Below are 16,749 nucleotides of genomic sequence, written 5' to 3'. Positions count from 1 at the left end.
CCGCGTCCGGGTGGGCGCTCAGTCGTCGCGGCCCAGGACCGCGGGGGCGGCGTCCTCGTCGGTGCCCCAGATCTCCTCGTCCTCGGACAGCCAGGTGGTGCGGGTGCGGCCCTCGCTCTGGGTGGCCTGACTGCCCTGTCCGGCGCCAGGAGGCATGAACGGCATCCCCGAACTGGTGCTGGCCCGGGTGGCCGCCTGCTCGGCGCTCGCCACCGAACGGGCGGCGGAGGTGCGCGCCGTGCTGCCGACGCCGTCGGTGTCCGCGTAGCCGGAGCGGAGGCGTTCGGCCGCGGTCATGTCGCCGCCCATGCCACCCATGCCGCCCATGCGGGAGGCGGCGGCGAGCGCTCCGGGGTTGAGCCCGGTCGAGCCGGTGAGACCGTCGCCCGAGGCGACCGTGCCGCCGAGCGCGCCGGAGAGCGACGAGGTGTAGGGGACGTCGTCGTAGAGGAAGTCCCCGTCCTGTGCGGTGGAGTTGAGGGACTCGGTGGTGGACGCGGTGCCGTTGAGGAGGTCGTCGAGGGTGCTGTTCAGGCCGCCGCCGCTGGTCGAGGTGCCCGAACTCGTCGTCGTGCCCGAGGTGTCCGGGGCGAGCGAGGAGGTGTCGACCCCTGTGACGCCGGGTGCGTCGACGGTGTAGGTGCCGTCCGCTTCGAGGGTGCTGATCAGGCCGTCGGGGTAGGTCGTGGTGACGCTGCCGTCGGAGTTGAGGGTGGTGGTGCTGCCGTCGGGGTTGGTGACGGTCTGGCCGGGCTTGAGGTCGAGGTCGCTGACCGTGCCGTCGGCGCTCTGGACGGTGTAGGAGCCGTCGGGGTCGAGGGTGACCTCGCTGCCGTCCGGATAGGTGGTGGTCACGGAGCCGTCGGAGTTCTGCACGGAGGTGCTGCCGTCGGCGTTGACCAGGGTGGTCCGGCCGTCGGGGTCGGTGGTGAGGGTGCTGCCGTCCGGGTACTTGGTGACCTCGGTGCCGTCGGGGCTGGTGGTCGTCGTGCTGCCGTCGGGGTTGGTGACGGTGATGCTGCCGTCCGGGTTGATCTTCGTGTTGGTGGAGCCGGACGAACCGATGCCGTTCAGCGCGTTGTTGAGCAGTGAGGTGTAGGTGGGCGAGGTGCCGAGGTCGGTGCCGGTTCCCGTTCCGTCGCCCGTGAGGCCGTCGGTGCCGAGGATGTCGTTGAGATCGCTGTTGAGGTCGCTGCTGATGGCGCCGGTGTCCGTACCGCTCGAACTCCCGCCGGACAGGATGTCGTTGAGCGCGTCGTTGGTGGAGGAGCCCATGCCGTTCAGGGCGTCGTTCGTGGACGAGGCGATGTCGTTGAGGGCGCTGTTGACCGAGGAGTTCTGGTTGTTGAGCATGTTCGCGATGTCGCTGACGTCGAAGTTCGAGTCGCTGTTGCCGTCGGTGCCGCTGCCGCCGGTCGTGGTGAGGGTCGCGGACGGGGCCTGCTCGAAGCCGTAGGCGGGGTCCCAGTCGGTGTTCATCAGTTGCGACCAGGAGGCGCTGAGGGTCGTCGTCGCGGTGTCGGCCGCGGGGTCGAGGAACGCGGTGACGCCGTTGTTCCAGCGGGCCACCGCCTCCTGGCCGATCTTCGCCCAGTTGGCGGGGTCGGTGAGGCTGCCGTACGCCGGCACGTTCTCCTTGAAGCCCTCCAGGAGGTCGTACCAGTACTCGGTGCCCCCGTAGGCGGTGCCGTAGGTGTTGGAGTGGGTGACGACCTTGCCGGCGTTGTGGGTGTCGATCCACTGCTTCAGCTCGGTGAGGACCTCGCGCATCACGTCCTCCGGGTTCCAGTGGCCGCCGGGGGTGTTGGCGGAGCCGTCCGGCGCCTTTCCCGTGACGGGGCCGTTCTGGTCGCCGTGCCACTTGGTCCAGGCGTCCCTGAGCGTCTTGACGGCCGCGCTCAGGGCGTGTTCCGCCTCGATCAGTCCGTTGCCCTGGAAGGTCTTGCTGAGATAGCCGTCCACCACGCTGGCGGTCTGGGTGCTGAAGCCGTCGGGCGCCAGTTGCTCGTGGTAGTGCTTGTACTGCTTGCGCAGGGTGTCGAGGAGGTTGACGAAGACTCCGGCCGCGTTGCCCTGCCAGGCCGCGTTGTCGCGTCCCATGGCGTTGACCCAGCCGTCGAGCCGGGTCTCGTGCTCCTCGAAGAAGAGTTTGGCCCGGTCCAGGGACTTGGCCCGGTGGGAGAAGGTGCCCAGGTCGACGGAGTCGGTCTCCGTCACGGCCAGTCCGTCGAAGGAGAAGCCGGCGGTCTTCCACGGGGACGCCTGGAGCTGGTCGAGGGCCGACGCGACGCCGTTGGCGTACTTGTGGAAGTTGGTCCCGCTGACCCCGCTGCCGGTCTGCCACGCGTACGTGATCTTCGCGACGTACAGGTTGAGTGCCTTGGCGTTCTCCATCGGGCCGGCGTCGCCGGTGCCCGCGAAGAACAGCACGTAGTTCCCGCCGAGCGCGACCAGCCGCTGGGCGGCGGCGGTCGCGTCGGACTTCCCGACGTTGCTGATGGTCACCGAGAACCAGGGGGTGTCGACCGCTTCGTCGCTGCTGCCGCCGTTGCGGCTCGACTTGCCCTGGAGGTCGCTGGTGACGGAGCCCCTGGCCGGGACCTTCCATCCGGTCATCAGGTAGACCGCCTGCTCCCACTTGCCTTCGTCTGCCATGGTGCCGGGAACTCCTGGTGGTGGGGGTCAGGTGACGCTGGTGCCGCCGACGGCGGGTCAGGTGATGCTGGTGCCGCCGAGGTCCTGGCCGACGTCGGCCATGGACGAGATGAACCGGTCGGTGGCCACGGCCTGCAACGAGGACCCGGAGGCGTTGAGCAGGGTCGTCACGGTGTCCCTGAGGTCCCGCTCCATGTCGTTGAACAGCTTCTTCTGCTTGACGAACACCTGGTCGACGTTCTTCATCAGCGCGACCGTGTTGGTGCGCAGGGCGTCACCGTGGACCGTGCCGGCGGCGCCCATGGGTCCGATGGCCAGCTGCTTGTCGGGCGTGGCGCTGAGTGCCGAGTGAATGGTGAACAGCGACTCGATGGGCGGCTGGTCGGCGGTGTCGTTGCGGATCCTCGTGAGGTCTCCGCCGAAGGCCGTCAGTTCGTGGTCGACGAACGAGGTCAGCTGGCTCGCGTCGAGGTGCGTGAGGTCTGCCATGTGTCTTCTCCTCTCCGAGGGGGTGCCGGGGCGGCCGTGCGGCACGGGTGTCGTGCGGCACGGCCACCGGCGGGTGCGGGGCTGACCATGGTCAGGACAGCTCGCTCCACATCTGGGTGAGGCTGTTCTCGGTCTGCCGGTAGTTGTTCGACACCTCGCCGAGCAGGGAGGCATGCGACATCAGCAGCTGCTCCATGGCGATGACCGCGTCGTTCCAGTCCTTCTGCGCGTCGGTGTAGGACTGGGCGTCGGTGCCCTGCCAGGTCGCCTTCAGCTCGGTCAGCTCGGCCTCCAGGTTGTCCAGCGTGGTCTCGATGGCCCTGGTCTGCTGGATCATGTCCTCCACGCCCTGATCGACGTGGTTGTACTCGACGTGGATGACACCGTCGGCACTCATGGCAACTCCTCAGGTCGTAAGGGTGGTTTCGCGCTCGGAAGGTCAGCCGGTCAGCCGGCTGTAGGCGGTGTCCGCCGTGCTCTGCGAGCTGCGCACCATGTCGGTGTTGGCCGACTGGGTGGCGTTGTGGTGCTGCATCGTCGTGTTCAGGTTGTTGATCAGGCCCTGGAGCTTGTTGAGGATGATCTGCGCCTGGGTGTCCCACTGCTGGAGCAGCTTCTGGAACTCCCGGCCGTCCTCGGAGGCGGCGCTGTAACTGGTCGCCAGGGCGCCCGCGGTGGTGTCCACGTCGGTCTTGGAGCGCTGGATGGCGGCGTGGGCGGTGGTGAGGGCGTTGATGCCGAGGAGCGTGGACGACTGTGACGACTGCTGGATCGGTGTGCTCACGGGTTACCTCATTCGACTCGGTGCGTTGGGGTGGTCTCGGGTTCTGATGTCTCCCGGTCGCGCTTGTGCCTGGCGGCCCAGGACTGATCGAGGGGGTCCTCGGACGCCTCTCCGGGGGGGTCAGTCCTGTCGGCCGTCCGCGGGTGCGGCGGCGGTGCCGTCGGCAGGTGCCCCCGTCGATCCGGCCGTGCCGTCGCGTGCCGGGCCGCCGGCGCAGTCCCCGGCCGGCGTGGTGTGGGCGGCGATGGCCCCGGAAGCCGCGTCGGGATCGAGGTCGGGGCCGGTGGGCAGCATCTCCAGGAGTGTCGAGGGCAGGGCCGCCGGTTCGGTCCCGCCGTAGCCGAGGTCCGCGACGGCCTGCGCCGAGGGCATGCGGTACTTCACGCCCATGTCGGTGACCAGGTACGTGGTGTCGCCCAGTTCCCCGCCCCCCGCGCCCAGAGCGCGCACCACGGATCCGGCGCCCGGCCGGACCCCGATGGCGTCCACGGGGGAACAGGCCGCCTGGGCCTGTTCGGGGGCCACGGCCGGCGCGGCGTCCAGGGTGGAGACGACGGCGACGCTGGTCACGGGGCTGCCGTCCGAGGGTTCCACGTCGACACAGAGGTCCTGTTTCCCGTCGGGTTCCACCAGCCGGGGCGGGCCCGAGGGCCAGCTCACGGAGCCGGTGTCCGCGGTGCCGGAGCGGACGAGGTGTGCGGCGAGGGTGTCGGTGGCCAGCGCCACCGCGGCCGGCGGGTCACCGTCGTAACTGTCCTGCCGGGTGCGGGGATCGCCGAGCACGAGCGCGGCCCGGGTGGCGTCGAGGGGGCGCAGGCCCTGCTCGGTCAGCAGGTAGTAGCGGACCGGGCCGTCCGGGACCTGCACGGTGAACACCTGGCCCACGCGGGTGGGCCGCCCGTCGAGCGACGGGCCGGACGTGCCGCGGCCGGGCACGTCCAGGGGGGTCAGTTCGGGGCCCAGAGGGAGGCTGTTGAGGAACTCGGCCGACACGGTGCGCGCGGTGGCGTCACCGTAGCCGAGGGCGCGTTGGGCTCCGTGCTCGGTGTCGAGCGGCAGCCGGCGGCCGTGCCACACCAGGAACAGCTCCTTGTCGGCGGAGGCGACCAGAAGGGCCTGTGCCGTGGTGAGTCCGTCGCCCTCGGGCGGTTCGGAGCCGATGACGAGGGTGGTGGTGGCCGACCGTTTGCCGTGGTCGGACGTGTAGGTGCCGGAACACACCAGCCAGGGGCCCGCGTTGACGTCCGAGGCGGCGGGCAAGTCGTCCGGGGCGCCGGGGATGCCCACGGGGGTTCCGCGCGGGACGCCGTCCAGGGAGGCGGCGGAGACCAGGCGGGTGGCGAGGTCCGAGCCGCCGATCAGCCGCGCCGAGGCGTAGTTGCGGATCGGGTGCAGGACACCGTCCTGGTAGATGTACCGGGTGCCGGTGTCCTTGCGGACGATGACGGCGTCGGCGCCCTTCCAGGAGTCGTCACCGCCGGGTGACAGCACGCCGAACAGGACACAGCCCGCCGCGCCCAGTGCCCCCAGCAGCAGCCCCCAGGCGGCGCCGCGGCTGGTGCGGCCCATCGGGCTCTCCGGCGCGTCCGGATCGGTGAGCAGCATGCCGGAGGTGAGGCGGCTCATCATGAAGACGTGCGCCTCGACCTGGTCGCGCTTGGACTGCACCGGATCCTCCCTTCTTTCTCGTTGCTGGCTCTGTCGTGGTCACCTGCCGCGCGTACCGTCCGTCGCGCGTACCAGGGGGTGACCGTCCCCGCGCCCGGTCAGCCGAAGACGCCGCGCATCCGGCCGTAGACGCCGAGCACCCACAGGACCAGCGGCAGCAGGGCGATCGCCGAGGCCGAGTGCAGCAGTTCGGCCGCTCTCCCCCAGTGCGGGACGAGGCGGCGGCCCGGCAGCGCCCAGCACAGCACGGCCAGCACACCGGCCAGGCCGCAGAGCAGCACGACGAGCAGCAGCCGGTCCGCGGTGCCCGAGCGCAGGCCGAGGGACACGAGCAGGACGGCCGCGCCCCACAGACCGGGCAGCAGCACCGACACGCGCTGGACGGCGTTGCCGATGCCCCGGCTGTGCAGGGTGAGCAGCAGGGCGAGGACGAAGGTGGTGACGCGGGCCGGGGTGGTGGGCTCCTGGCCCAGGGAGGTGAGGGCGCCCGCGCAGATCACGCCCACCGCTCCGTACAGGGCGGTCATCCAGCCCTCCGCGCGGATGGTGCGCACGACGAGGCGTTCGCCGGGTTCGGGGTCGATGCCCTGCTGGAGCTGCCCGGCGTTGGTGGGCAGCGGGGGCATGCGCAGGCCCGCGAGCCAGAACGAGACGGCCGGGACGCTCGCTCCGAGCAGGGTGGCGACGACGGCGACGAGCGCGGCGGCGTGCGCGGCCGTCAGCCCGGCGAGGACCATGAGCAGTCCGGCCAGCCAGACGGCGACGGCGACCACGGCCGAGGCGAGGAAGAAGCGGGCCGGGCCGGAGATCAGGATCAGGGCAAGTCCCGCGCCCGCGGCCGACGCCGCGGCGGCGGACAGCAGTCTGCTGCCGGTCGACGCGGGACCGTCTCCCGCGCCCAGCACGGGCAGCAGCCAGCCGGTGATCCCCAGGCAGGGGCCCGCCATCAGGGCCAGTGCGGTCGCGGTGCCGTTGTCGGCCATGGCTCGGCTGGCCGCGGCGGCTCCGGCGAGCAGGAGCACGCCCATCAGGCCCGCCGTGGCCGCGCGTGCGGCGACGGGGGCGCCGGCCGGGACGAGGAGCGCGAGGGCGACGGCCACCAAGGACACCAGCAGGGTGCGCAGCAGCCAGCGGGTCGCGTCCTCGGACCACTGGTGCGGGCGCTCGCGCAGGGTGCCGGCCATGCCGTCCACCAGGTCGTCGAAGTGGGCCTCGGGCAGGGTCTCGACCCGTGGCCGCAGGTAGAGGGTGTCGCCGTCGCGCAGTTCGAGGGACTGGGCGGTGGCCTCCAGGTCCAGCGGGGTGCCGCCGAGCCGCTGGAGCACCCAGCCGCCGTGGTCGAGCCCGGACTCCTCCAGGTCGTCTCCCGCGTATCCGATCACGACGGGCAGCAGATCGGAGATCGGGACGTCCGAGGGCACGGCGAGATCGACGGACCGCTCGGCCGTCCGTATGTGCACGCGGCAGAGACCGGCCAGCGCGTTGTCGCTCACGCTCCTGCCTTCCTTCTTCGGCGCTTGTTCAGCAGCTCTTCGGCTTTTCCGGGCTCTTCAGGGGTGCGGTCCGGACGTTCCGGTCCGTTCGCCCCTCAAGAACCGGGGCGATCGTAGGCAGGGGTGTGTGAGGGAAAACTGACCGCCGACGCCTTCGGGGGCGGCGCGCGCGGACCGTGCGCCGCGGGGCCGGGATCGTCGGCACCCGCCTCCGGCACCCGCACCCAACTGGCGGCCACGGCGGCCTCGTACACCCTGCGGGGACGAAGTACGCCCTGCGGGGGCGAACATTTTTTACGCACTCGGGGCTGCCTAGCATCCCCGGTGAGGTTCGTGGTGACGCTGTGTCCGCCCCGCATCCGCGGGCTCCGTGCGCGGGCGGGGGCGCGTGAGGGACCCGAACCCTTGCGGATCCCCACCGAAGGAGCGTCATCCCGTTGTCCGTTGAACTCTTCCACAGGCCGGCCCGCCGTCGCGGTCCCGACATGCCCCAGGGCGAACTGGCGCTCCAGGAGCCGCCGACCCTGCCGGAGACGCAGGCGGACTCGTCCGCCGTCTGGACCTTCCTGCCCATGGGCATGATGTCCGCGTCGATGCTGGTGATGTTCCTGCGGCCGGGCGAGAACTCCGTCCTCAGCTATATCGCGATGGGCATGATGATGCTGTCCATGGTGGCCATGCTGGTCGGCCAGATGATGCGCGGACGCGGTGAGCGCAAGCGCCGTACGAAGGGCGAACGCCGCGACTATCTGCGGTACCTGGCGCAGGTGCGCAAGAAGGTCCGGCGAGCGGTGACCGAGCAGCGCGAGGCCCTGGTCTGGCGCCATCCCGACCCCTCCGTGCTCTGGTCGATGGTGCGCACCACGCGTCTGTGGGAACGCCGCCCCGCCGACGACGACTTCGCGGAGGTACGGATCGCCGAGGGCGACCAGCGGCTCGGGGTGCGGCTCAGCCCGGTCTCCACCAAGCCCGTCGAGGACCTGGAGCCGCTGAGCGCGCACGCGCTGCGGCGGTTCATCCGCGCCTACTCGACCGTCCCCGACCAGCCCGTCGCGGTCTATCTGCGGGCCTGGTCGAAGGTGCTGACCCGGGGCGACGAACACCGGATCAGGCCGGCCGCCCGCGCCCTGGTCGCCCAACTGGCCACGTTCCACGCCCCGGAGGACCTGTGGGTGGCGGTGTGCGTGTCCGACGAACGCAGGGCCGACTGGGAGTGGCTGAAGTGGCTGCCGCACGCCCAGCACCAGCACGACCGTGACGGCGCCGGTCCGGCGCGCCTCGTCGCCCCGTCGGTCACGGAGCTGGAGAACCTGCTCGGCGCGGAGTTCCTGGAGCGGCCCGCCTTCGACCCGGACGCGGTGCCGGGGCGCGAGGAGCCGTTCACCGTGATCCTCGTGGACGGCGGCCGGATCCCGGCCGGGCACCGGCTGGACGGGCAGGGCTTCCGCAACAGCGTCACCGTCGACCTGTCGGGCGCGCTGAGCTGGCGGCCCGGCCGCACGACGCTGCGCCTGGACTTCGGCGAGCCCGAACTGCGCCTGGTGCGGACCGACCGCAGCCGTCAGGAGCAGACCACCACGCTCGGCCGCCCCGACCGGATGGGCACCTCGGCGGCCCGCACGCTGGCCGCGATGCTCGCCCGCTACCGGCTGAGCCTGGCCACCGACAGCACCGAACCCCTCGCCTCCGACATCCAGTTGACCGCGCTCCTGGGCATTGCCGACCTGCACCGGCACGATCCCGCGGGCTACTGGACCTCCCGCACCGGGGCCGCCGAGCGGCTGCGGGTGCCGATCGCGGTCGGCGCGGACGGGGCGCCCGTCGAACTCGACATCAAGGAGTCGGCGCAGGGCGGCATGGGCCCGCACGGCATGCTCATCGGCGCCACCGGCTCCGGCAAGAGCGAACTGCTGCGCACCCTGGTCCTCGGCCTGGCGCTGACCCACTCACCGCAGACCCTGAACTTCGTCCTCGTCGACTTCAAGGGCGGCGCGACCTTCCTGGGCCTGGAGGAACTCCCGCACACCTCCGCCGTCATCACCAACCTGGCGGACGAGGTCGCGCTCGTCTCCCGTATGCAGGACGCCCTGCACGGCGAACTGATCCGCCGCCAGGAGCTGTTGCGGGCCGCGGGCAACTACACCTCGGCCCTGGAGTACGAGAAGGCACGCGCCTCGGGCACCCCGCTGGAGCCGCTGCCGAGCCTGTTCGTCGTCGTGGACGAGTTCAGCGAACTGCTCGCCGCACACGGCGAGTTCATGGAGCTGTTCGTGATGATCGGCCGTCTCGGCCGCTCCCTGGGCGTCCATCTGCTGCTCGCCTCCCAGCGTCTGGACGAAGGACGGATGCACCAGCTGGAGAGCCATCTCTCCTACCGGATCGGGCTGCGCACGTTCTCCGCCATGGAGAGCCGGGGTGTGCTCGGCGTGCCCGACGCCTATCAGCTCCCCTCCCAGCCCGGCGCCGGCTACCTCAAGAGCGGGGTGGAGGCACTGACCCGGTTCCGGGCCGCGTACGTCTCCGGCACCTACCGGCGGCGGCGCGGCACCCTGGCCCGCGCGCAGGTGGCCGGGCAGGTCACCCCGTGGAGCGTCGGCTGGATCGCGCCGCGGCAACTGCCCGAGTCGGTGCTGCGGGCGGAGGCGGAGGCAGCCGCGGCGGAGGAGGCGAACGCGCGGAGCCTGCTGGCCACCGCGGTGGACCGGCTGCGCGACTCCGGTCCCGCCGCCCGCGAGGTGTGGCTGCCGCCGCTCGGACTGCCACCGACCCTGGACCGGTTGCTGCCGTCGACGGCGCCCGACACCGAACGCGGCCTGACGGTCCCGGCCGGCGGACCCGTGGCGCGAGGCGGTCTGCGGGTCCCGGTCGGCATCGTGGACCGGCCGTTCGACCAGCGCCGGGACCCCCTCGTGGTGGATCTGTCCGGAGCGGGCGGCCATGTGGCGATCGCGGGCGGCCCTCAGAGCGGCAAGTCGACCCTGGTGCGCACGCTGATCACCGCTCTGGCCCTGACCCACACCCCCCGCGAAGTCCAGTTCTACTGCCTGGACTTCGGCGGCGGCAGCCTCACCGGGCTCACCGGACTCCCCCATGTCGGCGGGGTCGCGGCCCATGTCGACGGGGAACGGATCGGCCGGACCGTCGCGACGGTGGCCTCGCTCCTCGCCGAACGCGAACGGTTCTTCCTGGAGCACGGCATCGACTCCATGGCGACCTACCGCAAGAGGCGGGCCGCCGGGGAGTTCCCCGACGAGCCGTACGGCGACGTGTTCCTCGTCGTGGACGGCTGGGGCACCCTGCGGCAGGACTTCCTCGACCACGTGACCACCCTGTCGCAGTTCGCCCTGCGCGGTCTGAACTACGGGGTGCACCTCATCGTCACCACCGCCCGGTGGGTCGAACTGGCCGCTCAGGTGCGGGATCAGGTGGGCACCCGCCTGGAGCTGAAGATGGGCGACCCGATGGAGTCGGTGATCGACATCCGGCGGGCCCGCTCGGTGCCCCGTGTCCCGGGCCGCGGCCTGAGCCCCGAGACCAAGCTGCACTTCCTCGCCGCGCTCCCCCGGCTGGACGGCGTCCAGGACCAGGAGGACCTGGCGGAGGGCGTCGCACAGCTCGTCGGGTCCGTCGCCGAGCACTGGGCGGGCCCGCCGGCGCCCCCGGTGCGGATGCTGCCGGTCCAGCTCACGTCCGCCGGACTGCCGCCCGCCGAGGGCGATCTGCGGGTCGCTCTCGGTGTGGAGGAGGACCAACTGGCCCCGGCCTGGCACGACTTCTCCGAACACCCCCACCTGGTCGTCGTCGGCGACTCCGAGACCGGCAAGACCAACCTGCTGCGGCTGGTGGCCAAGGGCATCGTCGAGCGCTACACCGCTGACGAGGCACTGGTCCTGGTGGTCGACTACCGCAGGGAGCTGGTCGAGGCGGTGCCGGAGGAGTACCGGCTCGGGCACGCGGTCTCCGTGGACCAGCTGCGGGAACTGTGCGAGGGCGCGGCCCGCGCGCTGCGCAGCCGCATGCCGGGCTCGGACATCGCGCCGTCCCGGATGCGGCTGCGGGACTGGTGGCAGGGGCCGACCCTGTTCGTCCTGGTCGACGACTACGACCTCATCAACTCGCCGCTCGGGCGCAGCCCGTTCGAACCGCTGCTGGAGTTCCTGGCGCTCGGCTACGAGGTCGGCTTCCATCTGGTGGTGACGCGCTCCGCCGCGGGTGCCGGACGCGGCCTGGGCGACCCGGTCCTGCGCCGGATGCTGGAGATGAACTCCCCGGGCCTGCTGATGTCGTGCCCGCCGTCCGAGGGATATCTGTTCGGCAGCGTCAAGCCCCGTGTCCTCCCGCCGGGCCGGGCACTGCGCATCACCCGCCGCAAGTCGTTCCAGGTACAGACGGCCCTGCTGGAACAGGACTGACCTGGAACAGGACGGACACGGCGGAGGGGCCCGGTCCACGGACCGGGCCCCTCCAACTCTCTTATTTCGGCGTGGTGTTCAGGCTTCCTCGGTGGCACCGCGGCGGCCACGCCGGGCTCGGATCACGCCGCGCGCGGACGCCGCCGCCAGCAGGGCCAGCAGACCCACCGAGCCCACGGCCACGGCGATCCGGCGCGGGCCCGGGTCGTCATCGGGCAGCGACAGCACCACCCGCCCCGCCGGCCCGGGACGCGAGGCGGCGGTCCCCGCGTCGTGCGGTACGACGGTCAGGGCGGCGTAGGTGTCCAGGCGCGGCACGTCCGCCGGGTAGGCGGTGCCGGTCAGTCTCCGCGCGGCCTCCTCGGCGCTGAGGTCCGGGTACCGCGACCGGACGAGCGCGGCGGCCCCGGCGACGTGAGCGGTGGCGAAGGAGGCGCCGGTGCCGGTGAAGTTGCCGGTGCCCCGCGGCCCGGTGCCGACGACCTTGTCGCCCGGTGCGGCCAGGTCGGCCCGGAGCGGTCGGAGCGCGCCGTCGGGGCGGGCGCCGTCAGGGCCGAAGTCCAGGACGGACAGCACGCCTTCGTCGGAGGCGGGCCAGTAGCGCGCGGCGGGAGCCGCCTGGGCCGTCGCGCCGGACGTGCCGGTGACGTCCCCTGTCGAGTCGGGCACGGCCGCGGCGACCACCAGGCAGTCACGGGACACGGCGTAACGGACGGCCGCCGTCAGCTCCTCGCTGCCCCGGGACAGTGCCAGCGGGACCGCGACGACCCCGGCCCGGGCATCGGCGGCCGCACGGATGCCGGCGGCGACGCTCGCGGCGTCGGCCACACCACGGGCGTCGGTGCCGCGTACGGCCAGAATGCCGGCGTCGGGGGCCAGGCCGCCGAAGTCGGTGCCGGTTCCGTCGTATGCGGCGGCGATGAGACCCGCGACGAAGCTGCCGTGTCCCACACAGTCCTCGGCCGCGTCCCCCACCGCCTCGACCCGGCCCTTGAGGCCGTGGGTGCCCGTCGCGACCCCCGTGTCCACCACGGCGACGGTGACTCCCGCGCCCCGGGAGTAGGCCCGGGCACCGGACAGTCCGAGGACGGCGTGGGTCCACGGGACGACCGTCATCGTGGTCGGCGAGGACCGGGTGCAGGCGGCTCCGGTGCCCAGGGAACCGGGGATGACGGGCAGCTTCACGGTCGAGCCGCTGGCGGCCGGGGCCGGTGACGCGTCGTCGGCCAGCGCGACCGGCACGGGACAGACGCTGAGCGCGAGGGCGCACAGTCCGGCGGGGACGACGTACCGGGTACGGCGCGGGGACGCGGCGGGCCGGGCCGTTGCGGGCGACGGCCGGGAGAGGGGCATGTGCGGTGGGGTCCTTCGGTGATGGGACGGCCGCCGGTCGGGGCGAGCCGGTCAGAGCGGGAACATCTCCGGCTCCACGGGGAGTCGTGGGCCGGTGCGCGGCAACCGGACGGGTGCGTCGGCGGATCGGGCGCCCTGGGGCCACAGGCTCCACGGTCCGTCGTCGGGCAGGGCGTGGCGGACGAGGTGGCCGAACAGGCGGCGCACGGCGGCGGCACGGGCCGGCGGACCGTCGACCGTGTGCACCAGTTCCTGGGCGTAGGAGCGTTCGAAGGGCCGCAGGGTGAAGCGGCCGGGCCCGCACTCGTCCAGGAGGTGCACCCCGGTGAGCGCGGACAGCAGGACGCGGGCCTGCCGGGCTCCGGTGCCGGCCAGGGCCGCGGCCTGCGCGACATCCGCCTCGGGCTCCGGGTGCAGCGCGAGCAGCCGGAACAGCCGGGCCGCGTCGTGCTCGAGCGTCCGGTAGGAACCCTCCAGGCTCCGCCGTACGGCGGTCCGGTCGCTCGCCGCCAAGACGCCGGATGCGGCGGTCGACGCTTCCGGTTTCTCCGCCGGCTTCGGTGTCTCCGCTGGCGCCGGTGTCTGCGCTGGCGCCGGTGTCCCCGGTGTCTGCGCTGGCTCGTCCGGCTCCGGAGCGCCCATGAGCCGCCCGGCGGCCAGATGGAGGGCGAACGGCAGTCCGGCGCACTGTTCCACGGCCCGTTCGGTCCGCTCGGGGTCGGCGGCGAGCCTCTCGGGTTCGACACGTGTCGCCAGGAGGTCCCGGGACTCGTCGGGGGTGAGCGGGCCCAGCACGACGCGGTGGGCGCCCTCCGCGGCGACCAGGCCGGAGAGCTGGTCACGGCTGGTCGCCAGCACCATGCAGCCGGGCGTGGCGGGCAGCAGCGGCCGGATCTGCGCGGTGTCCCGGGCGTCGTCGAGCAGCAGCAGGAAGCGCCGCCGGGAGAGCACGCTGCGCCACAGGACGGTGTGCGCGTCCCTGTCGCCGGGGTCGGCGGGCAGCCGGTCCGGGGGGACGTCCAGTTGCGCGAGGAGCGCCCGGATCACGTCGACCGGCTCGACCGGCTCAGCGTCCGGGGCGTAGCCCCGCAGGGCGACGCGGATCAGCCCGTCGGGAAAACGGCCGGCCAGGTGGCGGGCGGTCTCGGCCGCGAGAGCGGTCTTCCCGGACCCGGCCGGGCCGCAGACCGCGGCGAGTTTCACGGTCTCGTCCCCGGGCCGGGCGGGCGAGGCCTCGGCGAGCAGCCTCGCCGTCTCGGTGCGGCGCCCGACGAACGCGGGTGGGGGCGCGGGCGCGTCCCCACCGAACGTCAGCGACACGGCCAGCGACACGGCTGTCGGTTCCGCGGTCGGTTCCGCGGTCGGTTCAGGAACGGGTCGCGGCTCGCCCGTGCCGCTCGGCGCCGGGACGGGCGGAGGGGTCGTAGGCGTGGGACCGGGTGCGTGGGGTGACGCCGGGCCGGTGTGCCGGTGTGCCGGTCCCGCAGGGCGCTCCGGGTGCCGTGCCGGTTCCGCGCCTTCCGGGTGCTGTGCCGGTTCCGCGCTTTCCGAGTGCCGTCCCAGTAACGCGCCGCGGGAATGTGTCGCCGCCTCCGGGAGCTTCGGCCGGGCGGCGAGCGGGGGGCTGTTCAAGTCGCCGCCGAGCACCCGCTCGTGGGCGGCGCGCAGTTCGGCGCCCGGGGCGACGCCCAGTTCCTCGGCGAGCCGGGTCCGGGCGCCCTGGCACACGTCGAGTGCCTCGGCCTGGTGGCCGGTGGCGGCGAGCGCCAGCGCCAGTTTCGCGTGGACTCCCTCGTCGAAGGGATGCCGGGCGGCACAGCGTTCGATCGCCGGGAGGACACGGTCCGCCAGGCCGTCGCGCAGCGCCGTGTCCGCGGCTTCGCGCACGGCCGTCACGTACTCGTCGTCGAGGGCGGTGAAGAGGCGGTGAGCGCGAGCGACGGCCGGGATTCCGGCGGCGACCGGCCCCCGCCACAGGGCGAAGGCCTCGTTGAACCGCTGCACGGCCTCCTCGCCGTCCCCTTCCCGGGCAGCCTCCTGTGCCCGCTCGCGCAGGAGGCGGAAGCGGGTCAGGTCGACGTCGTCCGGGGCGGTGCGCAGCCGGTAGCCGCCACTGCCACGGACCAGCCGCTGTCCCTCGGTCCGGTGCGGCAGCTCCGGCTCCAGGACCCGGCGGAGCATGCCGATGTGACGATGGATCACGTTGACCGCGCTCACCGGCCGTTCCTGGCCCCACAGCACGTCGGCGATCTCCCCGACCGGGACGGGCCGTTTCACGCGGACCAGGAGCACGGCCAGGGTGGCGCGCTGTTGCGGGGGGCCGAGGTCCAGCTCGATGCCGTCGCGCCAGGCGCGCATCGGCCCCAGCACGGAGAACGACGGCGCCGTGAGGTCCTGGTCCGTCACAGGCTCTCCCACCGCGTCCTCACCCCATGCTCCACTTCTGGTTCTGCGCCCCGGTGCACGTCCACAGCTGGAGCCGGGTGCCGTTGTCGCTCAGCTGGTCCTTGACGTCCACGCACTTGTCGGCTTTGAGGTTGACCAGGTCTCCGGCGGAGTTGAGCTGGAACCGCTGGCCGGATCCGGCGTTGCACTTCGCGAGCCGCATCGCGGCGCCATCGCCGGCCGAGGCGACCTCCATGCACAGTCCGAGCGAGCGCACCGTGCCGTCCGAGTAGAAGGACCAGCGCTGCCATGTGGCGCCGGTGCAGTCCCAGATCTGGAGGGCCGTGCCGGCGCCGGCGGTGCCGTCGGTGACGTCCACGCAGCGACCGGAGGCCGCGCCGACGAGGGAACCCGTGGACTGCGCGGAGGCAGCCGCGGCGGTCTGTCCCGCGGTCGGTGTCGCGGCGGTGGACTTGGCGGGCTGGTCGTCGGCCGCCGCCGCCGCGCCGGCACCCGTGGCGGCCTTGCCCGTGGTGGCGCCCGGTCCGCTGTGCCCGGAGCCCTTGCCGGTCGCCGACACGGGCCCGACCGCCGCACTGCGCGGCGAGGTGGAGGCTCCCGCGCTCGGCCGGGCACCGGTTCGGGGCGAGGCGGACGGAGCGGTGGACGCGGCGGCGCCGGGAACGCCGCCGGCGCCGCCCTCGTCGTCCTGCGAGAAGCCGCCGCGCGCGGACTCGACGGTGTCGGACGCGGACGAGCCGTCCCCGGAGCCGAGCAGCAGGAACGAACTCCCCGCCACGAGCAGGGCCAGCACGGAGACGCCGATGACCGACTCGCGGGAGATGCGGCGCCCTCCGGTCTCGGCGTCGCCGTCGTCGCCTTCGCGGCCGGTGTCCGAGATCAGCGCCACCGTCTCGTCGGCGCCGGCGGTGGAGCCTTCAGCCGTGGCTCCGGGTGCTTCCGGACGGCCCTCGGCGGAGTCCGGCACGGCAGTCGGCACCACCGTGCCGGCCTGCGCGTCCGCGTCCGCGTCCGGGGAGTCGGCATCGGAGTCGGCATCGGTGTCGGTGTCTGTGTCGACATCCGGGGTCCCGGCGTCGGTGTCGTCGTCCTCGTCGGCGGTCGACCGAAGGGATCCGCCCGCAGGTGTCACGGTGGACGAGGTGACCGGAGTCGGCGTCGAGGCGCCCGTCGCGACCGTGGGCTCCCCGTCCGGAGCGTCTCCCGCCGGGTCAGGGCTCGGGGTGAGGGCTGTGACCGCCTCAGGGGAATCCGGCTCCGGCGATCCCGGCTCCGTGACGCTGTCCGTCTCGGGCGGCTCCGCCGCCACCGCGAGGCCGCTGGGCGAGGACACCGTCGTGTCCCCGGTGCGTGCCGTTCCCCCGCGCGTCATAGTCCACTTCCCTGGATCAAGCCTGGATCAAGCGTGTGACCGGCTGTGTTCGTACCCGTATCCGTACCCGTGCCCGCCCACGCTTCGGCGCGGCGCCGCACCCGCTCGCCGGGTGAC

The 16,749-nt window shown here is 73.0% G+C and carries 10 protein-coding genes; 1 reads left to right on the top strand and 9 read right to left on the bottom strand.

The window, feature by feature from the left end:
* Positions 1-18: 18 nt before the first annotated feature.
* From ACIPSE_RS34180 to eccD, 6 genes are all read right to left on the bottom strand, one after another.
* Entirely contained in the window at positions 19-2,655 is a 2,637-nt protein-coding gene (locus ACIPSE_RS34180; protein ID WP_401670448.1) for an AAWKG family protein, read from the bottom strand.
* A 57-nt stretch (positions 2,656-2,712) separates the two neighbouring features.
* The gene (locus tag ACIPSE_RS34175; protein ID WP_401670445.1) at positions 2,713-3,144 is read right to left on the bottom strand and encodes a type VII secretion system-associated protein; all 432 of its coding nucleotides are present in this window, start codon (positions 3,142-3,144) and stop codon (positions 2,713-2,715) included.
* Positions 3,145-3,235: 91 nt separating this feature from the next.
* Positions 3,236-3,541 (bottom strand): WXG100 family type VII secretion target, encoded by a 306-nt coding sequence (locus tag ACIPSE_RS34170; protein WP_401670443.1) that lies wholly within the window; start codon positions 3,539-3,541, stop codon positions 3,236-3,238.
* 42 nt (positions 3,542-3,583) lie between these two features.
* Entirely contained in the window at positions 3,584-3,928 is a 345-nt protein-coding gene (locus ACIPSE_RS34165; RefSeq protein ID WP_401670441.1) for a hypothetical protein, read from the bottom strand.
* A gap of 120 nt (positions 3,929-4,048) precedes the next feature.
* Positions 4,049-5,596, bottom strand: a complete 1,548-nt coding sequence (eccB, locus tag ACIPSE_RS34160; protein WP_401670438.1) for a type VII secretion protein EccB — start codon at positions 5,594-5,596, stop codon at positions 4,049-4,051.
* 98 nt (positions 5,597-5,694) lie between these two features.
* Entirely contained in the window at positions 5,695-7,089 is a 1,395-nt protein-coding gene (eccD, locus tag ACIPSE_RS34155) for a type VII secretion integral membrane protein EccD (protein ID WP_401670435.1), read from the bottom strand.
* Positions 7,090-7,526: 437 nt separating this feature from the next.
* Here eccD and eccCa point away from each other — a divergent pair, with 437 nt between their 5' ends.
* Positions 7,527-11,501 (top strand): type VII secretion protein EccCa, encoded by a 3,975-nt coding sequence (eccCa, locus tag ACIPSE_RS34150; RefSeq protein ID WP_401670432.1) that lies wholly within the window; start codon positions 7,527-7,529, stop codon positions 11,499-11,501.
* Between the two features lie 78 nt (positions 11,502-11,579).
* On the opposite strand, the gene ACIPSE_RS34145 is transcribed toward eccCa, so the two are convergent.
* From ACIPSE_RS34145 to ACIPSE_RS34135, 3 genes are read right to left on the bottom strand one after another with little or no spacing between them, the layout of a single operon-like run.
* Positions 11,580-12,854 carry a S8 family serine peptidase gene (locus ACIPSE_RS34145; RefSeq protein WP_401670430.1) on the bottom strand — a complete coding sequence of 425 codons (1,275 nt, stop codon included), beginning with the start codon at positions 12,852-12,854 and terminating at the stop codon, positions 11,580-11,582.
* Between the two features lie 51 nt (positions 12,855-12,905).
* A complete protein-coding gene (locus tag ACIPSE_RS34140) occupies positions 12,906-15,260 on the bottom strand; it encodes a BTAD domain-containing putative transcriptional regulator (RefSeq protein ID WP_401670428.1) in 2,355 nt (784 codons plus the stop codon).
* A gap of 19 nt (positions 15,261-15,279) precedes the next feature.
* Positions 15,280-16,632, bottom strand: a complete 1,353-nt coding sequence (locus tag ACIPSE_RS34135; RefSeq protein WP_401670425.1) for a ricin-type beta-trefoil lectin domain protein — start codon at positions 16,630-16,632, stop codon at positions 15,280-15,282.
* Positions 16,633-16,749: the final 117 nt, after the last annotated feature.

It is taken from the genome of Streptomyces sp. NPDC090106 (assembly GCF_044747265.1).
Lineage (GTDB): Bacteria > Actinomycetota > Actinomycetes > Streptomycetales > Streptomycetaceae > Streptomyces.
Note: the sequence above shows the minus strand (reverse complement) of the source record. Positions and strands in the feature narration are given on the sequence as shown.